Source organism: Pseudoalteromonas sp. XMcav11-Q, assembly GCF_040104525.1.
GTDB lineage: Bacteria > Pseudomonadota > Gammaproteobacteria > Enterobacterales > Alteromonadaceae > Pseudoalteromonas.
Map to the genome: position 1 here is coordinate 325,242 of NZ_JBECOX010000001.1, position 23,754 is coordinate 348,995.

Annotated in this window: 21 protein-coding genes and 1 other RNA gene; 8 read left to right on the forward strand and 14 right to left on the reverse strand. The window is 42.6% G+C overall.

Going from position 1 to position 23,754, the window contains the following annotated elements; genetic code table 11:
- Positions 1-43: 43 nt before the first annotated feature.
- The 8 genes from ABMY45_RS01575 to ABMY45_RS01610 all read right to left on the reverse strand — a co-directional run bounded on the left by ABMY45_RS01575 (position 44) and on the right by ABMY45_RS01610 (position 6,525).
- A complete protein-coding gene (locus ABMY45_RS01575) occupies positions 44-670 on the reverse strand; it encodes an SMI1/KNR4 family protein (protein ID WP_227387015.1) in 627 nt (208 codons plus the stop codon).
- A 78-nt stretch (positions 671-748) separates the two neighbouring features.
- A complete protein-coding gene (locus ABMY45_RS01580) occupies positions 749-1,273 on the reverse strand; it encodes a DUF4303 domain-containing protein (protein ID WP_349288307.1) in 525 nt (174 codons plus the stop codon).
- Between the two features lie 54 nt (positions 1,274-1,327).
- Positions 1,328-1,996 (reverse strand): hypothetical protein, encoded by a 669-nt coding sequence (locus ABMY45_RS01585; RefSeq protein WP_227387014.1) that lies wholly within the window; start codon positions 1,994-1,996, stop codon positions 1,328-1,330.
- A gap of 333 nt (positions 1,997-2,329) precedes the next feature.
- Positions 2,330-2,986, reverse strand: coding sequence for a hypothetical protein (locus tag ABMY45_RS01590; protein WP_349288308.1), 657 nt, complete (start codon positions 2,984-2,986; stop codon positions 2,330-2,332).
- A 649-nt stretch (positions 2,987-3,635) separates the two neighbouring features.
- Positions 3,636-3,875, reverse strand: coding sequence for a hypothetical protein (locus ABMY45_RS01595; RefSeq protein WP_010605182.1), 240 nt, complete (start codon positions 3,873-3,875; stop codon positions 3,636-3,638).
- Between the two features lie 135 nt (positions 3,876-4,010).
- Positions 4,011-5,123: a serine hydrolase domain-containing protein gene (locus ABMY45_RS01600; RefSeq protein ID WP_349288309.1), complete on the reverse strand. Its 1,113-nt coding sequence runs from the start codon at positions 5,121-5,123 to the stop codon at positions 4,011-4,013.
- A gap of 2 nt (positions 5,124-5,125) precedes the next feature.
- Positions 5,126-5,356, reverse strand: coding sequence for a hypothetical protein (locus tag ABMY45_RS01605; protein ID WP_249122695.1), 231 nt, complete (start codon positions 5,354-5,356; stop codon positions 5,126-5,128).
- A gap of 206 nt (positions 5,357-5,562) precedes the next feature.
- Positions 5,563-6,525, reverse strand: a complete 963-nt coding sequence (locus ABMY45_RS01610; RefSeq protein WP_349288310.1) for a DUF5050 domain-containing protein — start codon at positions 6,523-6,525, stop codon at positions 5,563-5,565.
- A gap of 364 nt (positions 6,526-6,889) precedes the next feature.
- Here ABMY45_RS01610 and ABMY45_RS01615 point away from each other — a divergent pair, with 364 nt between their 5' ends.
- The gene (locus tag ABMY45_RS01615) at positions 6,890-8,098 is read left to right on the forward strand and encodes a porin (RefSeq protein WP_010605186.1); all 1,209 of its coding nucleotides are present in this window, start codon (positions 6,890-6,892) and stop codon (positions 8,096-8,098) included.
- Between the two features lie 70 nt (positions 8,099-8,168).
- Here ABMY45_RS01615 and ABMY45_RS01620 read toward each other — a convergent pair whose 3' ends face one another.
- Together ABMY45_RS01620 and ABMY45_RS01625 are read right to left on the reverse strand one after the other, a co-directional pair.
- Complete coding sequence (locus tag ABMY45_RS01620) at positions 8,169-12,611, reverse strand: di-heme oxidoredictase family protein (protein WP_349288311.1); 4,443 nt, start codon at positions 12,609-12,611, stop codon at positions 8,169-8,171.
- Between the two features lie 348 nt (positions 12,612-12,959).
- Positions 12,960-13,472 (reverse strand): GNAT family N-acetyltransferase, encoded by a 513-nt coding sequence (locus ABMY45_RS01625; protein WP_206471027.1) that lies wholly within the window; start codon positions 13,470-13,472, stop codon positions 12,960-12,962.
- Positions 13,473-13,831: 359 nt separating this feature from the next.
- Between ABMY45_RS01625 and ABMY45_RS01630 the strand changes: the two genes are divergently transcribed.
- Complete coding sequence (locus ABMY45_RS01630) at positions 13,832-13,990, forward strand: hypothetical protein (protein ID WP_157782784.1); 159 nt, start codon at positions 13,832-13,834, stop codon at positions 13,988-13,990.
- Positions 13,991-14,147: 157 nt separating this feature from the next.
- Here ABMY45_RS01630 and ABMY45_RS01635 read toward each other — a convergent pair whose 3' ends face one another.
- A complete protein-coding gene (locus tag ABMY45_RS01635) occupies positions 14,148-15,035 on the reverse strand; it encodes a LysR family transcriptional regulator (RefSeq protein ID WP_349288312.1) in 888 nt (295 codons plus the stop codon).
- A gap of 105 nt (positions 15,036-15,140) precedes the next feature.
- Here ABMY45_RS01635 and ABMY45_RS01640 point away from each other — a divergent pair, with 105 nt between their 5' ends.
- Together ABMY45_RS01640 and ABMY45_RS01645 are read left to right on the forward strand one after the other, a co-directional pair.
- Positions 15,141-16,007: an MBL fold metallo-hydrolase gene (locus tag ABMY45_RS01640; RefSeq protein ID WP_174170054.1), complete on the forward strand. Its 867-nt coding sequence runs from the start codon at positions 15,141-15,143 to the stop codon at positions 16,005-16,007.
- Entirely contained in the window at positions 16,001-16,624 is a 624-nt protein-coding gene (locus tag ABMY45_RS01645; protein WP_349288313.1) for a DsbA family protein, read from the forward strand. Before ABMY45_RS01640 ends, ABMY45_RS01645 begins: the two co-directional genes overlap by 7 nt.
- A 142-nt stretch (positions 16,625-16,766) precedes the next feature.
- Here the strand turns inward: ABMY45_RS01645 and ABMY45_RS01650 are convergent, their stop codons facing one another.
- Complete coding sequence (locus ABMY45_RS01650) at positions 16,767-17,168, reverse strand: hypothetical protein (RefSeq protein ID WP_349288314.1); 402 nt, start codon at positions 17,166-17,168, stop codon at positions 16,767-16,769.
- Between the two features lie 99 nt (positions 17,169-17,267).
- On the opposite strand from ABMY45_RS01650, the gene ABMY45_RS01655 reads away from it, so the two are divergent.
- Positions 17,268-18,458 (forward strand): serine hydrolase domain-containing protein, encoded by a 1,191-nt coding sequence (locus ABMY45_RS01655; RefSeq protein ID WP_349288315.1) that lies wholly within the window; start codon positions 17,268-17,270, stop codon positions 18,456-18,458.
- Positions 18,459-19,075: 617 nt separating this feature from the next.
- On the opposite strand, the gene ffs is transcribed toward ABMY45_RS01655, so the two are convergent.
- Together ffs and ABMY45_RS01665 are read right to left on the reverse strand one after the other, a co-directional pair.
- An RNA gene (gene ffs, locus ABMY45_RS01660) (signal recognition particle sRNA small type) lies at positions 19,076-19,172 on the reverse strand.
- A gap of 146 nt (positions 19,173-19,318) precedes the next feature.
- Positions 19,319-20,197 (reverse strand): DUF3014 domain-containing protein, encoded by an 879-nt coding sequence (locus tag ABMY45_RS01665; protein ID WP_010371393.1) that lies wholly within the window; start codon positions 20,195-20,197, stop codon positions 19,319-19,321.
- A 554-nt stretch (positions 20,198-20,751) separates the two neighbouring features.
- Here ABMY45_RS01665 and ABMY45_RS01670 point away from each other — a divergent pair.
- The 3 genes from ABMY45_RS01670 to ABMY45_RS01680 are packed head-to-tail and all read left to right on the forward strand — an operon-like array spanning position 20,752 to position 23,688.
- On the forward strand, positions 20,752-21,891 hold the full coding sequence (locus ABMY45_RS01670) for a patatin-like phospholipase family protein (RefSeq protein WP_227387007.1): 1,140 nt from the start codon (positions 20,752-20,754) through the stop codon (positions 21,889-21,891).
- A 30-nt stretch (positions 21,892-21,921) separates the two neighbouring features.
- On the forward strand, positions 21,922-23,100 hold the full coding sequence (locus tag ABMY45_RS01675; RefSeq protein ID WP_227387006.1) for a beta-propeller fold lactonase family protein: 1,179 nt from the start codon (positions 21,922-21,924) through the stop codon (positions 23,098-23,100).
- A 6-nt stretch (positions 23,101-23,106) separates the two neighbouring features.
- Positions 23,107-23,688 carry a GNAT family protein gene (locus ABMY45_RS01680; RefSeq protein WP_227387005.1) on the forward strand — a complete coding sequence of 194 codons (582 nt, stop codon included), beginning with the start codon at positions 23,107-23,109 and terminating at the stop codon, positions 23,686-23,688.
- Positions 23,689-23,754 lie beyond the last annotated feature (66 nt).

Below are 23,754 nucleotides of genomic sequence, written 5' to 3' on the forward strand. Positions count from 1 at the left end.
TGAGATAACTTCAAACCGCGATAAATAGCACGGTGAAAGTTATTTATACTGCGCGAAATAGCACTTTGACTGCATCTAAAAAATGGCCGGATTGCGGCTGTTTAGTATTAAAACTTCTACCACCATCGTCTTCGACCACAATACTGTAATTACCTGACTCAAGTTCAGCGGTATACCACTGCATAAACTCAGAGAACGACTTAGCAATCACAAACTTTTCGTCTTCATCACGACCAAAGTTTATCACTTGTCCAACTGTGCCATTTTTGGCCGGATCAAAATCTAAACCAAGGTAGTTGCCTGCCCAATCATGGGCAAACGGTACCCACTTTTTATTGGCATAAACTTCTTTGATAAACCCAGGAACGTGAGAGGTTGAAAACATGCTCAGCTCTTTCATTCCCTCTTCACCTTGTGAATCGATGATTTCAGCCCACGAACACCACTCTTCATAAACTCTGTTCAAAGGTAAAAAATTGAGTCCGTAAAATAAACCAGTATTGATCTCATCTTTCTGGCCGTTATGTTCGAGATACATCGCTTTCAATCGCTCAGGCAGTTCAACACCGAGCTTATTCTCTAGACTTGCTATTTCACTCGCTGTCGCCGGCTGATTAAGATCACACAAAAGCTCAGGTAATGTCGCCTGTACCCATTCAATCAAATTCATTTTAATTACTTCCTTATCACTTAAATCTAAGAGTTAATTCCATTGATATCTAAAATACGCGTGTTTGCTCATCCGCCTTCAACCAAACCGAGCATGCCAATCATTGAATCGGTTCAGCAACTCTGCGCTATTTAGCTTACGATTTGCTGCGCTTTCAAGTTCCAACATATGCTCGCTTGGATCTGTACTTATCACTGACAGAAAAACATTTTTGGCAAAGACGCCTTCTTGCCTCAACTCTAAAAGCGCCAATACAAAAGCGTTGAAAGTGGGGTTGATAATTTCTTCAAGATAATTTTCATAGAGCTTTGCATCTTCCAGTTCAAGGCGAGCTGCGAGTAAAGTAGCAACACCTTTAAAATGCACATCCCTATCGCTTAAATCCCACTCAACGGGAGAGAACTCAAACTCAGTATTATCATCTTGTGAAAGCCATTGTTGTGTCATGGCAACGTGATAGAGCGTCATTACACTGTCATCAGTACATAAGGCATAACCGAGCAACTCATCTGGCTGGTGTATACGTTGGAGGTTTGTAAAAGTAGTTTTTACGGCATCTTTGACGAGACTTTTCAACTTATCAAAGTCAATCAAATCTGACATGGCACAACCTCCATACACTACACTCTGGATAACACACCAAACAGATCCGCAGGCTTATTTATCCGCTAATGACATCGACCCAACTATTTTGCCATTTTCGATTAAAAAGAGCCTATTTGCGATAGGTGCGTTACCGTAACTATCATCGTTCCAAGCTTCGCTATGTAAATAAATAAACTTATCCAATAAATCGTGCGATGCATCTCTGGATACCACCATTAATCCGGTACGTCTCGCTATTGAGACAAGTAGCTGTTCGGCATCTAGCATTTCGTGCGCTTTCAGCATTTGCGTTTGAGATAAAATCGCTTCACTACTAAAAGACTCTCCGCTGGCAGTTAATACTTGGTTGTTTAGCACTGCGGACGGGACAAAGGTTACATCTAAAGCATCAATATTTTGAAAAGCCTGTGGAACTACCACATTTAAATCGATCTCTTGACCATCTTGATGTGTTAAAAAAACGAAGTTATCTGGGGTATCATAACCAAAACCAATCACGACTTCTGGGTCATCTTCTGGGCCAATTAATACTGAATAAACCGCACCGTATTGAATACCTGGCCAATCTCCAGCCTTAATAATGGGATAAATTGTTCTATCCTTTAAGTCCATTGCTATTTCCTTATCTAAGTTGTTTGGTAAAGTAGTTTCTATTGGCATGTCTGCAACAACATCTCCCGAAAACGCAGCTACCAATAACAGTATTAAAAAGACCTTCATAAAAATTTAAGCCTCAATCAAGTAAGACGTACTGCGTAATTGTCGGTTCGAATGTGTTCGTACTTATGCTGACGGTTGTAAGGGAGATAAATAGACGCTCTAGATTTTTGGATTTATTTTGCGATATCCATATCATGCTATCTAAATACGATACTATTCTCAGCAATCCCTGGCAGTATCCATGCTTTTTTATTAAATCACCTTTGTTCCTTTTTTCAAGGTAATTTTATTAGACCATTAATAAAAAATTCAGTGATGTAGAAAAAGGCATGCTTGCATGCATGCCGTTTAGTCTAGGTTTTTAGTGGTAGTATAACCAAGAATAATTGAGTGCTAGCGTGTTGGTCTCAGCGTTTCAATAACCTTCGCATCCATCCAGTATGGATTACCTTCCCAGTAACTCGTGCCGTCTTTTTTGACTTTTTTGTCACCTCGCCAAAAAAATAAGTACTTTCCGTCTGGTGATACTTTAGGTCGTTGCTCGTACGCAGCCGTATTAATCGTATCTCCCATATTTATTGCGTTTGTCCACGTGCCATCTTGGTTACGAAAACTAATGTAGATATCAGGCGTGTTTTCACCTTCCTTTTCAGCATCCCACATAATATAAGACTCATCTGGCGCGATGTAGGGGTGAGCAATGTACTTTCCTTGGTTAATTGCCTTACTCATTTTGTGCGGTGTTTCATATTTGCCATCAACAAGCCGTGAATAACTCAAATGCCCACTGCCGTCTTTCAAATCTAAGACATAAAAGTAGTGTGTCCCTTTTGCTGAGGTGGTATAACCTCTGATTGGAATATCTTTAAAAGGCTCGATGTTTTGTATGTGTGAAACCGGTGGGCTAAATTGCTCCTGATATGCATTTATGTCTGCTTCGGGTATTGATTTTTCAATCCATTGATTGTTTTTATATTGCATCACAATCCAAGTTGGTTTTTGATATTCCCCACCAGAGCGAGTAAAAGAAAGCTCTGACATATCTGGCAAAAACAACACTTCAGTCTCGCGGTGCTCATCCGTAGAAACGACACCTGGAGCAAATTATTAAACTGCAAAACATAGCAATTAGAATGCTCATCTGCTTCATAAACTATCCTTTTATTAGAGCCTTTAGTTTTCAAGTAAATATAATTGCACTAGGAAACAGACAAGTCCAAGCTCCTTTACAAAACCTGACAATAACACCAGTTTGTCTTAATACTTGCTCAATTTGAAGGAGCAAATCTGACGCTAACTGTGTTAAAGATTTCTTATTTAGAATAACTAAATAACCTGAGCTGCGGATAATTAATGCCTTTCTAGCAGCCAGTTTTAGCGCTAACTGCGTTGAATTCACTTCCAATAGCCAGCTATTGGTGCGTAAATTCGCCTTGCCTACAGGATGTAGGTACCTTAGCGAGAGCAGGACGCGGAAGCGGTGTTTTCCCTAAAACTCTCTGGCTAGACAAGGAAAAAACTAAGTTGTGCTTTAGCAACAATGAGTTGGAACATTCCTTATCCAAACCTCAGGTTAAATAGCAAAATCTTTGTCTTGCCTACAGGACGTAGGTACCTTAGCGTGAGCAGGATGCGGAAGCGGTGTTATCGACAAGATTTTCTCGCCTCAAAATAGAGCACTTAATTAAGCAAATTGATGTTACACCGCAAAGCCTCGCCATTGCGGCATCAAAAGGCCTGCAATAAACCAAGGAACTTGTAGTACGAGAATACACAGTGCATACAAACGCAACTGCTCAGCAGTCCATAGCGCAGCAAACCACCCTATGATAAAGAACGACTTCCATCCTTCTATTTTTGCAGCTCCGCCAAAATTTAAAATCCAAAGCCAAAATGCCGCAAGTGTGACATGAGAGAGTATCCATGTAAGTAAACTCATACCTAACTCCTTGTCTCTAAATTCGTACCCGATCCAGCTTTCGCTTCAGAAAGTAAGCTAATGAAGCTGATATTAAACCACTTTAATCAATTGCATATTTTTTAACTTCTTGAATCCGGAATTTTCATTGTCTTTTTACCGCTTAGCGTGCTCATACTTTTCAACAATCGCATTGGCAATATCATTTAATTTCCCTTGCGTGTTGTTCGCTGAAACATTTGTGGCAATAAATATTCCTAACTTCTGCTTTGGATAAAGCGCAAGCCAAGTGGAAGTACCTATAGAGCCTCCACTGTGATAGAACATAGGATTAGCTGAGTGATACTCGTATGTATTCCAAAAAAATGCATGGCCATGTTCACTGCTGGTTTCTGTTAATAAGGTGCGCGACAACAGCACTTCTTCTGCTTGGGTGCTGAGTAAATACTGCATATAATCGGCAATCGAAGCTGTATTGGATGTTAGTCCGCCTTCAGCAAACGAGTGTGGACTGAGTAACGGTGCAATTTTGCCGTTTCTATCTACCCCTCTCGTTATTTTACTTATCTCACTGGGCTCTAAACGAAACCTTGTATGTTCTTCACCCGATTGCTCCGTGATCAATTGCGCAACAAGTGTAGATAATGGTCGGTTATACACGTTTTCCAAAATATACCCAGTCAGGTTTGCGCCAACATTGGAGTATTGAAATGTCTGACCAGGTATTGAGGTAAGTTGGTACTGAGCTAAATCTTCAAAAAACGTCGCTTTTGAATAGTTAGAGAACAGCTCAAAAGCCTTGCCAGGCTTTATATCTGCGCTTGTATATGCAAAATCTTGCGGTAAACCACTTCTGTGAGTCGCGAGATGACGCAAAGTGATAGGTTTGCCTAGATGTTGCAGGTTTTGATAATCACCACCCTGCAAGTACACCCTAATATCTTCATCTAATTGCACTTTTTTATCTACTACCGCCTTGGCAAGCAACAACCCGGTATAAGTTTTAGTGATGGATGCAATTTCATACACGGTATCATGGCGTGGCTTTGTACCATCAGGAAACTCGCCAAATTGCTTTTGATAGTTAAGCTTATCATTCACAATAGCGATGGAAGCAATTTGTGCATTTTCCTCAATCAGAAAATCTGTTAGTTTTTTCTCAACAAATGCGTCAAAGTCTAGTTTGCTATCGTTGTTGCAGGCGGTTAACACCATCAAAAAGAGCATCAAACAAAGTAGGGTTAATGATTTCACTGAACGTAGCAGCATATTTACTCTGGCGCCTCGGTTAATTGATTGATGTATTCCAATAGAAGGCTTTTATTTACTTCATTATCAACCAGTCGCACGGCTACTTTGGTGTTTTTCAGCGCTTGTAAGTTATCCTCATTCGCCTCAAATGCCTTTGCTAATGACTCATAGGCTTGCCAAGACTTAGGTTGATATTCGGTGTAACGTTCTGCGACTTCTATCGCTTCTATGACTCGGCTTAGTCTAATCAAATTCGTACTACTGAAGCCGAGCCTATTTACACTATTCCAACGCGTTGATCTTAGCAATGTAGTAAAATTATAACGCTCTCTTAATTGGTCGTAGTTGTTATTAATATTTTGTAGAACATTACCAGATTTAGTCACAATATCGCGATACTTCTTTTCCTTTTTTAGGTCGTCTCCAACAACAGCAAAGTAAATAACTTAAGCTACGGTCAGCGGACAGGCCCACTGGCGCTCACTTTTTTCTTTAACTTTTTTAGCGCTTCTTGGTCAAGACCTGGCACAACTGTCGCTTGCGAGCTGTTTTGAAGTATTTTTTTGATAGACGTGCCATCCACATTTATAGAAAAGACATCATAAAAGCCAAATACATTCTCTGAAGCGAAATACACCTTTGTGCCGTCTGGAGACCAAGATGGATCCCACTCTTGAATGTTATTACGAGTCAGTCGCTTGTTATTGGTTCCATCAATACCCATAACATATACTTCCTGATTCCCATCTCTATTAGATAGGTAGGCTATTTTTGTGCCATCTGGGGAAATTTGAGGAGACATGTTATCAGTGTCGTCTTGAGTGAGTTGAATAACCTCGCTGCCATCCAAATTGGCAATGCTAATTTGGCTTGGGCTGGCTTTAGATTGGTATAGTAATCGACCATCTGGCATAAATTCTGGAGCACGACCTTCGAGATTTTTAATTTGGCGCTGTTCACTACCATCAGCATTCATTAACCAAATTTCTTCCTGCCAAACACCTTCCTTATTTTCATATTCTCTAGCAAACGCTATCGTCATTCCATCCAAAGACCAAGCAGGTGCACTATCCCACACATATTTTTTACTGGTTAATCTTTTCAGATTGCGGCCAGTAATATCAACGGTATGAATTGACCATGTTTTGAAGTTATCGTATTTACCGTAAAAGGTTACTTTGTCTCCCGATGGTGAGACAGCAGGATAGCCGTCACTTGACGTGGCTTTCACGATCTTTACTGGCGATTTACCACCTTGGTCACTTAAGTAAATCGCTTTGCTATTACCGTCTTTAAGACCATATATAACACCATACGACTCTGTTGGTGGTTCGCTATATGATTGAACTTCATGAATAAAAAACAACATAATGGTGGAAAAACAAGCCAATTTTGAGATGCCAATTTTTTTAACAAGCATTACTCAATCTCCCTTTTGTAGTTGTGTATCTAATTGGAAGACTACAGAAGTCTATCTACCAAAAACATGATGTTTTATTGATTTTTCGCTGAATTACACGTTTTCGTGCTATCTTGCAGTAACAAAACGCTGATATTGCTATAACCCCTTACATTTATTGCGTAAAATCAATCAATAACCTCAGAACTCGTACTTTCCTAACTCATTGATATTTAAACTCAATGAACAGGAAATGAATAAATTTACCAAAAACCACGTTATTTTCTTGATATTTTTTCACTTTTGCCTGTATTTTAGCTTTGATAATCTCCATTTTTTAGCTAATTTAGCCCTATTTAGCAACAACATTGAAACAAGGTAATTCATGAAAAGAACACTTGCTGCCACCCTAATCGCTAGCGTGACTACTATTCCAACAGTGAACGCTATCGAGATATTCAAAGATGAAAAGAATAGTGTCACGGTTGGCGGCTTTATCGATGCTCGAGTTATTAACACTCAAGGCGAGACTGAATTGGTAAACGGCGCATCGCGTATTAACTTTGACTTTAAACGCCAATTGAAAAACAACTGGCAGGCTTTCGCACTCCTTGAATGGGGTGTAAACCCTGTTGGTAGTAGTGATATTGTTTACAGCAACCGCTTCGAATCAATACAAGACGAGTTTTTATATAACCGATTAGGTTATGTTGGTATTAAGCACGATGAATACGGCCAAGTTACCCTAGGAAAACAATGGGGCGCTTGGTACGACGTGGTATACAGCACCAACTACAGCCTAGTTTGGGATGGTAATGCCGCAGGTGTTTACACCTATAACAAAGACGACGGCGCGATCAATGGTACTGGTCGTGGTGATAAAGTGCTGCAATACCGTAATCAATTTGGCAAGCTGAGCTTTGCTGTACAAGCTCAGCTAAAATCTGATGACTTTTATACTTGTGATGTCGTTGATATTTCGAGCAGCTCCTGCGAAGCCCAATTTAATCAAGGGAACAACGCGGCACAAAAAGTAGAGTTTAATTCAACTTATGGTGCCTCACTTACCTATGCTGCGACCGAAAACTTAACTCTCACAGCCGGTGTTAACCGCGGCGCGTTTGATATTGTGTACGCTGGTGGCCGAAATCAATCGGTTAAAGATTTAATTTATGGCGTCGGTATTACTTACGGGGATTTCTATAAGCCTGGTTGGTATGCAGCTGCAAACATCAATAAAAACGAAAACCACGATACAGATAACCTAGGCCGCTTAATCAAGGATGCCGTTGGATTAGAGTCGCTTGTTAGCTACCGCTTTGATAATGACGTGCGTACATTTATCGCTTACAACGTATTTGATGCGGGCGATGACTATGTGATCCAACCAAACTTTAATGCTGATCCTAATGATGTTTTTAAGCGTCAGTTTGCCGTGATAGGCGCACACTACTTTATGTCTGAAGACACCATTTTGTACATTGAAGCGCGTAAGGACTTTAGTGACTTCTCAAGCGCCGATGCCGCGCAAGAAGCACAAATGTCACAAACCGAAGACGACGGTATCGCCATCGGTTTCCATTACACGCTGTAAGACTAAGCACTGTAGCAACAACTTCAAGTGCATCAAAGCTCATGACTTTCGTGATCTTTGATGCACAAACTTACAATGAGTTTAAAAATGCCAACACGGCTGATTTATCATTTGCCGACAAGCTTTCGTAAGCTACTCTCGCTGCTTGCGCTTCACCATCATGCCATAAAATAGCTTCTTCAATCGTTCGCGCACGACCATCGTGCAGATAGCTTGGCTCAGCGGTACAAAACTCATTGCCTTGCCCACCTAACACATTATCAACACCACCTGTCACACAAGCAGACAATCCAATCCCCCATAATGGCGCTGTTCGCCACTCAGCACCGCTAGCGATGCCTTCACCTAAGTTATCCGCAAGACCTGGGCCCATATCATGCAGTAATAAATCGGTATACGGATGGATCGTTTGCGCACGTAACTCCGCAAATGGATGATACTCACTGGTTTCAAATGTTGCTGTATGGCAACCTTCACAGCCAATTGAGGTAAAGCGTGCCTTTCCTAATTGCACCTCAGGGTCGTCAAGCCCACGCTGCGCTCTTACACCCAATAAAGCGATATATTTGCTTAGCGCAGTGAGATGTTGATCAGACACTTCTACACCGCCACCTCCGCAGCTTGATTGTGATGCTCCACAGTCAGGATTTGGAAATACCGAGTTGGTTACTCCCATATCCGTATTAAATGCACTAGCGACTTGGTGTTTAATTGATGCCGCCGCAGCTTTGTAGCCAAAGCGTCCTAACCGTGTTTGACCGGTAATAGGATCGTTCACGCGCTGCGCTTTGCCCGAAATACCGTCGCCGTTACTGTCGTTTTCATCCGCCAAGGCTAACACCGCACTCTCTGGTATCGCTTCAAGTAAGCCCAAGCCCACCAGCTGAGGCGCGATACGGGCTGAGTAGCGTGCTGGAGTGGTTTTATTAAATTGGTAATTGGGTGAACGCAAACCATTATTTTCAGTCCACGAAGCAATCGTTACATCTCCCTCGCCTTGCGTCTCGGTATCTATGCCTGTGTTTTTAGGCTGTAACACATTCCCCAATAAGGGATGGGTGTTGCCATTGATATCGGCCACTTTAAACACCCATTTTGCCAATGAGCCGCCAATAGCTGGTGGAGCCGCACGACCATTGCGAACATGGCAAGCTGCGCAACTGTCGTTGATGTAGTGTGGGCCTGACTTTCCAACCACCGCACTAAACACGCCATTTTCTCCGTTGCGTTCATCGTGCTCACCATTAACAAAACTACTGTGGTGAACACGTCGCCCCTGAACAAATGCCTGTCCATTTTGGCTCGATAAATTGGTCGCCATTTGCATAAAGTGATTATCAGGCTCATTGGTGTAATTGTATGGCAATGTGGTTTTGCCTCCCAACCACCCCGCTTCTGCAATCGGGTAAGAATCTTCGCGTTGTGATGATGGATCAGCAAAGTCGCCAACGGTTTTCCATGGGACAAGCCCTTCACCTACCATGTATAAATACGTTGTACCATAATAATTTTCTCGTCCTTCTGGTGGCGCATCAAGAAACTGGCTAACTTCAAACTCCATGCGCTGACCAACTTCAAGAGGCAAAAAGCCTGCAGCAGGGTCCCAATTTAGCGGTCTGTAGTCATCAATGATCACTCTATAACGATATTGATCACCTGAATCACTTATCTTATTAAAGTTCGTATCATAACTGCCGTTATCAAGCTCAACGACCGCACCGCCACCAAAGTAATTACCGTGGTACTCAGCAACTGTGCCTAATCCACGATACCAAGCACGAAATTCGCGCGCACCGAGTTTCCATTCTGTAATAAAGGTCACTTCAATGCGTGAGCCGCCTTTAGCTACAAAATCAGCGATTTCAAATTGCGCAGTTCGATGCGTCCAATAATGCGATAAATAGTGATCATAGATTTGAAACTGATCTTCTTTTGCATGGCGGTCTCGGCCGCGATCAGCAAAACGCGTAATTAGTGCATCTCCACGGTCATAACTAACGGCTTGCTCTAAAGGTGTTGTTGCATCATAAAGTGGCACAATAGTGCCAAAGCTGAGCTCACAACCTTGGCTGTCAACTTGGCGCCCCGTAGGGGTATTGGGACATTGGTCTAGATTATCTGGCACACCATCGTTATCGCTATCATTGTTAGATGAACCAGCGATATTGAACTCAAGCCAGTTTAGATTTAACTCGCCACCCGCCATTTCAACACGAACGGTATGTACACCCTCATTTAACGTAATCGACGCAATATTTTGACTAATAAAGGTTTGCCAGCCACCCGTAGCAGGCACAACGGTACTGGCAACTAGATTACCATTAACAAGAACGTTATACGCTCCGTTACCAACTTGGGAGGCAACGCGTGCGGTCAAATTATAGCTTCCCGCGCCTAAATTAGCCTGATATTCGAGCCACTCTCCCGCCGACGTCCAACCTACGTTGTAACCACCGCCGTTGTCGCTGGTCAGCTCAATATCAACATCATCATTGCGATATTCGCCACCTGTATTGCCTGCATCGTTATCAAAATAGTTGCTATAGTCTTCCGCTTCGATACGAAGTTGCTCAGTGATTAAAATGCTACATCCATCGGTGTTTACCACATCCCCCACAGGCGTATCTGGACACTGATCGATACCATCATTCACGCCATCACCATCGCTATCGTTACCAGCTGAGGATTCTGAAAGTATATAGGCCTGCTCTGCGGTATCTACGACCGTTCCGTCCTCCTGTTGGTAAGTAAACCAAAAACTAACCACATCCCCCACTGCTAGCCCAGATATTGTCAGCTCATTGCGACCATTAATCACTTGCATGCGGACATTTTGCTGCACACCGCCGTTGACTCGATAATGAACATCCGCCCAGCCGGTAGTGTTAACATAGAAAGTTAAAGTATCCAGAGAGACCTGTTCCAATCCATCGGGTAAATTATTCAGTGGACAGCCATTCGCATCAACTTCTTCATTTGGTTGAGTATTTGGGCACTGATCGAGGCTATCCTCAACACCATCTTGATCGCTATCGACAGGGGTACTACCGCCCCCTGTCCAGGTAATATCGTCAATTGCCATTTGAAAAGAATAGTTAGGTTCTTGCCCAGCGACAGAGACAATATTGAAGTGATTTTTAATTGATTGTAATGCCACCAAGCTACCCGCTAACTCAGTGATTGGAATACGCACTTCACCCCATTGGCCATCACGAACAAGGCCATACTGATTGGTGTTCGCGGGGAATGTGATCCAGTTCTCATTAGTATAAGTGTCAGCAATGCCAATTCTGAAACTCACATTCGCAGGAATTTTAATCTTAAAATTTAAGTAACCATCCCTAAAGTTGCTCATATCTCGCACTTGACGACTTTGAATACCGGCTCCAAACCACTGCGTTGGCGAATATTGCCATGCAATCACTTCATTGCCTTCATAGGCAGGGATATTGCCCTGAGTGAGTGAGTTTTGGTTCCACACATAAATATCCGCGTTGCTTCCCGGCACTAACTGATTATCGCTTGGCCCCTCACTAAAAACACCAAAGGTGCCAACTTCGGGCTTAGTGACATTGCCGCTGAACACTTCACCTTGACCATCTAGCTCATAAATACGCACATAATCCACCACCATTTTCCCAGGAAGTGGTGCGCTCACCTGGTCATTGCTAAGCGCGTCCGTAAATAACCCGCCGACAGCCAAGTTCATCAATAGATAAAATGGCGCGTTGAATTCGTTTGACTCTTCACTAATAACAAACGGGCTATCGAACATATCATATTCGACCCCATTATCTTCAACTGTGAAACGGATCGTTTCTTCGGTCCAATAAGTACGATAGATAACAAAGCGATTGGTTAAGGGGGTTGAGGACAAATGTGCATTATCGGTTTTGTATGCCACACTTGCTGCACAGGTTGGATTACCTTCATTGCAGGCGGCATCTGCATAAAAAATTAAGTTTGAGCCTGTATAGTTATTGCTTGGCGCACCGGGAAAGCCAGCATCATTACGAGCGGCTTGAGATTGGCCCATCTCCATGATGTCGATTTCGCCTTTTGCCGGCCAGCTAGCAGTACTCGTCCCTAGCATCCAAAGTGCAGGCCAAAGCCCCGTGTCGACATCAGATACCTTCATTCTGATCTCTATCATGCCATATTGCACAGCAAGCTTATTCTTACTCTGGATCTTACCTGAGGTAAATGCCTTGCCGCCTATCGCTTGATTTTTTGCTTCAAGAACAAGGCCTTTGTTTCCCACCTCGCCTACAATGTCGGTAATATAGACATTATTTTCACTGTACCACTGTAATTCTTGATTACCCCAACCACATATTCCTTGGTCACAACCATCCCCGACATCTATATTCCATGTGTTGGTATCTAAATTATTAAAATTATCTTCCCAAAGTAAATTCCCCACAGCCGCGTTACTTTGCGAAGACGCACAAACAATCAGACTGATAACGCTAATGTTTGCGAGCTTTGCGATTAACTTGCTACTCGTTTTCACTTTATGTCTCCAAATGTAATGTATAAAACTGCTTTAGTGATCAACCACTAAAACACGGATCCTTTTATCACTTCATAAACCGCAGAAATGAAAGCGCTTACATTTCAATCCATAACAACCCCGAACAATTGAAAAATATAGCGCTTTTCAAACACACGAGCTTTACTACACACTTTTCAGCGCGGTGTAATCGTATGTTGAATGTTAAACCTAACATGTAAGCGCTTACATTAACAAGAAAATAACAACAATTGTTATATTTTTTACTTTTATCAATTGATGGACTAACGACAAGTCGAGCGTTGTGACCAAAGCACATTCAGGGAAATAAAAGTCAAACCGCTGAGGTCAACAGACGCGATGGATCTCATATTCAAAGAAAAGTGGACTGTTTTCATCATGCACTTGCTGTGAAAACCCCAGCTTTTTGAGCAACCGAATGGAAGCATGGTTGGATTGCTCCACTCCCGCAATTAGGGTACTCCAATACTCTATACTGGTAACTGCATGGATAAACCCTTGCAGCAATTCACTGGCGTAACCTTTGCCCCAGTGCTTTTCAGCCAATAAGTAACCGATATGCGCATCACTTTCGTTTTCAACGTAAACAAACAAAAAGCCAATTGTCTCATGCTGCCCAAGCTTAACTTGCAGTAAGCGGCTCTCTGAACACATACGCTGAAACCAGTTTTCGGCCTGTTTTGTTGAATCAATACCATGAAAATAGGGGGGAAGGTTTTCAACCACGTTAGAACTCAGGATATGGGGAATTTGCTCTATCAGCCGTTCACGATCGAGTGCCGGAAAATCGTCGTTAACCTCAATAATATGCAACCTTAAGGTCTGAAATGATAATGCCATTAGCTCCCCTACTTTTTATCAACTCGATTGTTATCCTAACAAGGATACTAGCATTGCTTCTTTTAATGTGTAAGGCGCACGCAGCTATTTGCCGCAACAATTGGTTGGATATAGGTTGTACAATCAACAAGATTGACATGCACAAAAGTCCAGCGCTGTCATTTTTACTTGCTTGATAAAAATTCAATATAATAAACAACTTAAAAAACAAACAACTAAAAGATCTACTGAAGTTATTTGCCATCCCCGCTTGAAATATGTTTAAAAATTAAACACATTATTTAACAGATAAGTACTTAGAAATAGGTATTTATCTACATTACCGAATAATCAAAGATAACAAAATAACTGGATACAACATGAAACTGAAAAAAGTAAAATTAAAAAACCTTAACGCAAACAAAGCGCTAGATGCTAAACAAACGAAAGAAATAGCAGGCGGAACCGGCGCTTACAGTAAAGACTACGGTGCATGCTATACCGCACCTGAATTTTGCCCAACAGTTTACATCTGCTAAGTATGTCAAGCCCAGCAACTAGCTGGGCTTAGTTTTAAGTAAAAAGTAATTGAGAAATATAGCGATAATAAAACACTCGTCGTGTTAGCCACTCATCTGAGCAAACGAGCTAGTAACGTAACAACATTAAGATGTAACTCTTAAGATACTTGCAGTTTCACCATGGCGTGTTGGCAAAATAGTGCGACAAATAATCTATCAATGCCCTCACGGTTGGAGACATATACTTTCTCGAAGAATAGAGCACGTATATATTCATATCGCTTGGCTTCCAATCAGGTAGTACCGGCTTAAGCTCGCCAGATTTGATGTAGCGGTTAACCAAATAAGTGGGTTGAATTGCCAAACCAGCGCCATTTAACGCTGCGTGCATTAAGGCCGTCGCTTCGTTCGCAGTTAAACGACAGTTTACGGCTACCGACTGTTGTGAGTTACCTTTGCGCAAATGCCAGATATGCTGCTGAAAATTCTTATACCCAAGGCATAAGTGCTCAGCTAGGTCATCAGGTTTTGTGATTTCACTTGCACTCGTAAGGTACTGCGGCGACGCCACAATAACAGAGTCACATACTGCAATTGATTTACCAATCAAAGAAGGGTCCGGTGCAGAGGCAATACGAATAGCAAGATCTATCTGACTCTCAGTGAGATCGGCCACAGAATCTTGCAAATCAATATCAATATTCACATCAGGATGTGCTGACATAAACTGTTGAATAGCGGGCACAAGTTGAGAAAAGCCAAAAGACATACTGGTTGCTAGTCGAACCGTACCAGACAGTTTTCCGCTAGTATTCGCCAAGCCGGTTATGGTGTCAGCTTGCCTCAGCCACTGTCTTACTTCTTCCAAGCAGGACTCCCCTGCTGTCGTTAAAGACACTCTTCTCGTGGTGCGATGTAATAAACGAATGTTTAGCCAGCTTTCCATTGCTTCAATGTACCGAGTTACCATAGGGCGAGACATATCTAGCCTATCAGCCGTCGCGGTAAAGCTACCTGTGATTGCAACGTCGGCAAAGACCTTAGCAGCGATGAGTCTATCCATTTATTTGTTCGATTTATGAAACAATGATGTTTAGTTTGGCATGTTTTTCTGAGCCTATCAATTTCATATCATCTGCTCCGTACTAAACCTATTGAGGCAAAAGATATGAAACACCTAACGTTGATAGCAGCATCGATTTTATTCGCAAGCAATGCGATGGCAGCAAACACCGCCCCACTTACACTGGATGTTTATAACGCTGACAAAAACAGCTTCCACGTTAACTCAACACTGGTGATTGGTGAGAGTGAAGTGATGGTCGTAGATACGGGTTTTACCAAAGCGGATGCACTACGCATAGCTGCCAAAGTGCTCGACAGCGGCAAAACCCTAAAAACGATTTTTATCAGCCAAGCTGATCCGGACTATTATTTTGGCGCGGAAGTGCTACACACTTTATTCCCTGAAGCTAAGATCCTAACCACTGCGGCCGTAAAAGCAGTGATTGAAGAAAAACTCGCGGGTAAATTAGCATTCTGGACACCAAAAATGGGGGAAAATGCACCTGTTAAGCCATACATCCCAACAGTTGTAGAGGGAAATACACTCTTTGTAGATGGGCACAAAATAGAGATCCACGGCACGCAATCTGAGCTGGCACACCGCCCCTACTTATGGATCCCGTCAAGTAAAGCGATTCTGGGCAATGTTGCAGTCTACGGTAATGTGCACTTATGGATGGCCGATGCGCAATCCCAACGCAGTCAACAAGCGTGGAGCCGCCAATTAAAAGAGTTAAAAGCACTGAAGCCAGAGATTGTAATACCTGGTCACATGAAAGCAGGCACCAAACTTGATTCAAGTACCATAAGCTACTCGCAGCAGTATTTAAGCGACTTTAGTCAGGCAAAAAGCAGCAGCAAAAATAGCGCTGAACTGATTGATAGTATGTCTGCACGCTACCCTGATGCAGGATTGCCGATGGCGTTGGGTATTGGTGCTAAGGTACATATGGGAGAGATGAAATGGTAAAAGTGCACTACTTCTTCGACCCCATGTGTGGCTGGTGTTATGGTGCGGCTGCACTGCTGGATGCAATTGCAGCCAACAGTGACCTCAAGCTTGAACTGCATCCTGGAGGTATGATTGCCAACCAATCTATAGAGAAAGCATTCCGCAACCACATTCTCACAAGCGATGCGCGTATAGCCAGCATAACAGGCGCGCAGTTTGGCAAAGGTTACATCCAAAGGGTGAATAGTAACGAGTCGATGATCCTTGACTCATACATCACCGCTCGTGCCATCATAACCGCTGAGCAATTGGGCATAGCGCCACTTAACATGCTTAAAACTATTCAGCACGCACACTATGTAGAGGGCAAACAGGTTAACCGAGCTGAGGCTATAGAGGAGCTAGCCGTTGAGCTTGGGCTAGATAAAAACCACTGGCAACGAGCTATGCTGGCAAATCAAGGTGCTGAGCAAACAAAAATCGCGCAAAGCCGCCAATTAATGCAAAAGCTTCAGGTTACTGGCTACCCAACCCTTATCCTTGAAAAGCATGAGACGTTCGTAAAGCTTCCGCATACTGCCTATTACGGTAAGCCCGATGCTTGGCGCAAGCTAATTGATGACTATATACACTAGTTCTATACAAGCTTTGGGGTTGGAATTGGAGCTGCTGTTACGCTAATGTGAGCCCCAAAGGGGGCTGTCGGCATATCCGCTACACAACTTTGGCGTTGTCATACTAATTTGCATCTAGATTGCAACTAACCTTACCTCTGAATTACCTAACTTTTTGGAATTGCCAATCCTTTAATTCGATAACGGACATGCTTTTATCAGCGGTTAGTTCGTAGAACTTACCCGGTCTAAGTTCTACTATAAATTCATTATCTGCTTGTCCACTGTAAACCTTGCTCTGTAAATCCCCCCAAGCAAGATGTAAATCTCCACAACTGGCCGACACCCAGCGATCAGGTGAAGGGTTATATGTAGTCTTCACTCTTACCCAATTTACTTGTTGCGCCTCTTGGGCATCAACTTCAATAATGGGGTACGTTTCTCCTGGAGTTGATTCAAGTGAACCTGAGTTGGTTCCTTTACGCTTAGACTGGTACATATCACATGACTGGCTTGCGATAAAACTCCCTTTGGCAGGGGTAGCAGCGGCAGTAAAGCCACACAAATTAGCTAACTATACATTTTTAAACAAATTAATTTTGAGTAATTCAATAATATTTGAGTCTACAGAGGAGCATTAACAACCAACATAAAGGATTTTGCTTTGCTTATAACAAACTTACAATCATCATTTAAATTCGCTCATTTAGCGTTATTAACCTTACTATTAAGCGCGTGTGGTTCGGATATAACTCAAACTTCGCCCTTAATTGATGAAACTGAGCTCCCTAAAGAAGTAGGTATTGCACAAGATGGTGCATTAAAACAGCATTTAGAAAGTATTCGACAGGCATATAATGTACCTGCAATTACGGCTATGACAGTAAAAGATGGCTTAGTGTACGAAATTGCCAGCACAGGCTATCGTGATATACAAAGCCTTGAACCTGTAAGCGATAATGATCGTTGGGCGATCGGCTCTGTCGCAAAATCTATGACCGCTTTGCTCGCCGCTCGTTTAGTTGAACAAGGCCTCATTACTTTTGACACTACCGTCATAGATATATTTCCTGAACTTAAAGGCCAAATTCGACCAGAACATGAGACCATTACTTTACAGAATCTGTTGAGCATGACATCCGGATTAAAAAAGGACATAGGTGTAAAAAATCAGCAGTGGTACGACAATACCAAGCCTTTAACCGAATTAAGATATGAGCTAACAAAAGAGGTGCTTAATACCGCTGCAGTGAAAACCCGAAGTGAGTTTTGGTATAGTAATGTTGGTTACGTGATAGCAGGACATATGTTAGAGCGAGTCAGCAATCAGACTTGGGAGTGGCTTATTGGCGAAGAAGTCTTTGGGCAATTAGGCATCACTAATTATGGTTTTGGTGAACCGAGCTTTGAGAGCGCAAAGCAGCCTAAAGGGCATATTTACGAAAATGGTCACTGGCATGGGGTAACTGAAGAAAAAAAGCTTGCTCCAAAAGTATATGGTCCTGCCGGTACGGTGAATATAAGTTTACCTGACCTTGCTGTTTATTTTTCTTCGGTATTAGAGGGAATGCAGGGAGGTGACAATATTGTGAGTAAAGAGAGTTACAAAATGTTGCTCTCGCCTTATAGTAAAATTCAAGACAGCCATTCTGAGTATGCGATGGGCTGGTTTGTCAAGTCAGATAAAACGGCTTTTGGTCATGACGGTTTTACGGTCGCATTTTCGGTCAGTAGCCTGCTTTATCCTAGTCAAAATAGCGCTTATTTTGCGGCAGTGAATGGCGATACAGATAACGCACCCAAAGCACTCTCGCAAGCGTTAGAAGTGCTTATGAAAAGAAACTCTATAGAATAGTCAATTTGATAGCTTAGGCAAATGAAGCATCGACGTTATATTCTATTAGGGCCTGAAACCCATCGCGCTTGGTATTCGACGCTGATGCCACACCTTAAGGCAGAGGGTCAATCTTGTAGTAACTATTAGGGTCAGATCTTGCTTATTGCCTTCATGTTCTTTTCTAAACGAACAACTGCCGTGAATAAGGTTGGGTATGCGCGAGTTTCGACCACAGATCTGTCTTTAGGTTTACAAGTAGCCAAACTTGAGGAAGCGGATTGCGACAAAGTATTTATTAATATGACTTACTTTGTTGATTTGTAGGTCGAATAAAGCGTGCAACGCCGCCATCCGACAAACCTTTTGCACAGCAGTTACACTTTTTTCATAACTCAGTTGGAAAGCGCCTACGACTTTTCCAACCTACGAGAACACGCTAATAAAGTGTTGTTGATCTAACGAACGAAGAATAAGTGTTTTATTTGATTTAGTTTTTAAATTTAGAAAGATAGGAATTAGTATGTTTTAGTATAGTTTTAAGTACTATCAATAAGACTTACACTTCAAACAACACACACTATGGAGTTTGTAGTGACTTACACTTCAAACAACACACTTGGAGGTTTGGGTGGCAGTCTTACCAGCCACATCCCGGCACACAAGTCATACGCTGTGGCTGCTTCGTTCCCGACCTGACCAGATTCACGTACTATTGTTGCGAGAGGACCAATAAGACTACCATTGAGGGCCTTGTTTGGCGCGGGATGAATTATCTCGAAGATTGCAGGGGGATGCAAGGGAAAAGTCAAAAAGCTTGGCTAACTGGGTGATGTTTAAACAGTTTGCCAAGCTTTTGTGGATTTTATGAGGCTGTGTGCTTATTTGTTCAACGCAATTTTGATTTCTTCTAGGCGCTTTTTCACTTTTTTCATGTTTTCAGGGCCCATTCTTAAAAACTGTTTTTGCGCCGGAGAAAGTTGCTCCCATTCTGCATATGCATATTTATAGGTAACTGAGTCTTTTACCAAAGGCAGTGCGGTGTCTGGAATGGGTGTTGCCAACAACTCGTCGATTGCATCAGTTAACGTGCCGTTGAATGCATCTCCTTCGTAGCCTATTTCTTCGTATGCTTCTTCAAACAATGGTTTGTATTGGTCGTATAGTCTAACCACTTGCGCGGTGCTCATGGTGTCGAACATGGCGACATAAGGTGTGTAACGCTCGTAGCTGTTAGGATCAGTAATAATAATGTCGTCATCAATTACGCTAAAGCCATCTTGCGGCTTCACCACTGGTGCGTGGTTTTCTGCCACTTTACCCTTTGCTAGGTTATCTACATAAACCACCGTGCGGCGGATCACGTCGTCATCTGCCAGCAATTTTACCGCTTGATTAGAGAGATAATTTGATACTGCTTCTTTAATTTCGGTATCACTTTGAGAAAGCGGCGGTAGTGTTACTTCAGGTTCAACCGGTTCTACTTGCTCTGGCTCGATTTGCTCTCGTTGCGGTGGCAAGGTTACTTCAGGTTCAACCACTTGCTCAGGTGGTGTTTCTCTTGCGGTATTGACCAATGGCGTTTCTGTTTGTTCAGGCACAACAATATCTTGTTTGACCTTTTGGTTTTCCGTCGATGGAGTGTCTTTTTGTGCTAGCACAAACACAGCCACAATAATCAACGCTAGTACAACTACCGCGGCAAATAACAACTGGCTGTTAGAAGGTCTTTTATTACCTTCTTGATGGTTCTCTGACATGGGGACTCCCTCTTCGTCATTGTTGATACGCGTTAATGTAAAACTATCACCAAATACTTGACTAATAACTTAATGCGCGCTGAAACCCTAAAAAAATGCGTTGTGGTGCAAACTCTGGCTACACCTTGTTCAAACATTTGATCTTAATAAAAATACTTGAGCACCGAACTTAAGTTCAGTACATTGAAGTTAAGCTAAATTGCCACTTTATTAAATACAAAATCGCGCCAATTAGCGACTAAATTAAATCGCTAGTTTGTTAAAATTTGTTTGTGCCACCATAGCGCTTTAGTACTTAAATTTCAAAATAATAGCCTAATATATTGCGCGGGTATGTGCACTCAGACAACTTGGGTTTTAGCTAGGTTCAACTAGAATAAATAAAACAACCTATAAGCGGCTTAAGGGCAAAGTGGCACTTTACTACTAAAAATAACGCATTTACTGGAGTTATCAACTCTTTGCCCCTAAAGCATTACAACATCAACAAAGATAAATAACGCATAAAAAGACCAAATTTAAATTAAGCAAATTTAACAGCAGGATGGCCTCTTTTGAGAAAGCATAGAACGAGTGATAAAAAAATTGCCTTACTACTGACTGGAGGTGGCGCAAGGGCCGCTTATCAAGTTGGGGTATTAAAGGCGCTTGCGCAAAGTATGCCTCGTACTTCTCCCCTCCCTTTTGAGATCATTACTGGTACCTCTGCCGGCGCAATTAACTCGGCGGGGATTGCCTGTTACGCATCTTGTTTTCACCTTGCGGTGAAAAAAGTGGAATATATTTGGAAGAACTTTAGCACCGACATGGTGTACAAAAGCTCGTTTACTGGTGCATACGGCCATTTATTTGCCAATATGATGCGCAGCTTTCAAGCGCAATACCTTAATCAGCCACCAGCCAGCTTGTTAAATAACTCGCCGCTTCGAAAGCTGCTGGCCAATGTACTTGATTTAAATCGCATCGATCACAATCTACACCGCCATTATCTTGATGCCATCGCGATTACGGTTTCGAGCTATTCTACTGGTAAATCTGTGGCGTTTTATCAGGCGAACAATGCTGAACCTTGGCAGCGCTCAAAGCGCGAAGGTGTTCCGGGCACGATTTCGCTCGACTTACTCATGGCAAGTTCGGCTATACCTATGGTGTTTCCAAGCGTGCGCGTTAAACATCATTACTATGGTGATGGCTCTATCCACCAGCTTTCCCCGCTTAGCCCTGCCATTCATTTAGGTGCGGATAAAATCTTTGTGATTGGTGTTGAGCAGCCTAAACTGCCACAGCAGCTCGGCTATGAGCCGCATTTTCCGGGAATGTCAGTGGTCGCCGGTCACCTGCTAGACAGTGTGTTTAGCGATACCTTAAATTCAGACATCGAACGGCTCGACCGCGTCAACCGTACGGTAAGCTTGCTACCGGCCAGAGAAAAGCACAAAGAGCTTAGACGAGTAGATCATATGCTCATCAAGCCAACGGTTAATTTTAATGAAGTCGCAGATCATTATTACGAAGATATGCCGTTGGCAATCAAGCTGTTGCTCAGAACCATGGGGGTTAAAAAGCATTCTCCGTCGAGTTTAACGAGTTACTTGCTGTTTGAGCGTACTTATACACAAAAACTCATTGAGCTTGGATTTGAAGACGGCATGAGCCGCTTGGACGAAATGAGAGAGTTTTTGGAACTCAAGTAAGATATACAATAATAAAAATAGGTAGTAAAGATGTATAAACCTACTATAAGTGCACTTATGCTTATCGCACTTGGGTCAATTTCATTTTGCGCACACAGCCAAACGTTCGACGTTGTTCAAACCATCCAAAATAACACCGCAGGGTTTAGCGGCTTAGATAATCCAAGGCAGCTGCGTTTTAATCACCAAGGTACACAGGCCGTTGCAGTAAGTGGCGACGATAACGCAGTGGTTACATTTACGCTTAATGAAAATAAGCAGCTAGTCCAAGATCAACTCTTTCAATCGAGCGACGCGCAACCGCTTTTACTTACTGGCGCATCCGATGCGGTATTCGTAAATAGCAATCTCATTCTTAACACTAGCTTTTACGATGGTGCATTAAATGTGTTTGCAAAAGATAAAACGGGTAAGTTTAACCTTGTGCAAACCTTTTCTGACGAAGTGTCTTACAAAGTGGTGTTTGATCCAACCAAAAATGCCTCAGCTCATGACACCCTTGGCTTGTTTGCACCTTGGAAAATTAGTTTAAGTGGCGACAAGCGCTATGCATTTATCCCAAGTTATAAAAGCAATACCATCACTGCTTTTAGGATCACGCCTACAAACAGCGTGACGTGGCTCGGCCCTATTGATAGCGCTGAGCAAACTGATATGGGTGGGCCTGTGGATGTGCTAGTAAGTAAAGAGGCTAACGCGCTTATCGTTGCAGGTTATGAAGGCGATGTCATTACGCTGTGGCAACAGACAAAAGGTACTTATACTGTTAAACAGCGCATCGTTAAAGACGACACTAACTTGCTCGCACTCAGTAAACCACAAGCCTTAGTTGCAAGCTCAGATTTCACTGTTTTTTATGTTGCAGCGGCGGGCAGTAACAGCATTTTAGCCTTTGAGCGTCAACAAAATGGTCAATATCATTTACTCCAGACCATTGATGCAAACCAAGTTGGCAAGCCACTTAACGGTGTCTCCACCTTGTTACTTGCTGCTGATGGCAAAAGGTTGTTCGCAGCCTCAGAGAGTAGCTCTGGTATTGCAGAGTTTAGCGTTACCGCAACGGGCAAGCTCACACATATCGCAACTTTTGATGATTTGACCAATCCTTTAACCAATATATCGGCCTTGGCTTTTGTAACTGACCCAAATCACTTAGCTGTATCTCTTGCAAAACAAGATACCGTCAAAATACTCAAAATAAGGAAGTAGTACCGCATGTGGCCAGCTAATAAACCACTGATAGGACAGCATGTCACCCTTGAACCATTATCAACAACCCATATTAATGCCCTGCAACAAGCAGTAAAAGATGGTGAAGCTTGGAAGCTTTGGTATGCCAATGTACCCACTCCAGACGATATGGAACGCTATGTTAACACTGCGATAAGCCAAGGTTCTGAAGGCAACCTTGCGTATGCAGTAAGGCTAAATAGCAGCAACGAAATTGTGGGAACCACCCGCTATTACAATGCAGATATAGCCAATCGCCGTGCCATGCTTGGCTATACTTGGTACAGCGATAAAGTACGTCGAACAGCGGTTAACACGGAGTGTAAGCTTTTGCTGTTACAGCAACTTTTTGAAGATTTTGACGCCATTGCCGTTGAATTTAGAACCCACTTTTTTAATCATGCCTCTCGCAATGCGATTGAGCGGCTTGGCGCCAAACTCGATGGTATCTTGCGCAGCCACCAGATCGGTAGAAACAGCGAGCTAAGAGACACTGTTGTGTATTCGATTATCGCCTCAGAATGGCCCACCGTTAAGCAGCATTTATTGAGCAAGCTTGACAGGTAGTAAAAGCATAAAAGATCGCAGGGTGAACCTGCTCCTACTTTGTGTTGTAGGAGACGCTTTACGCGG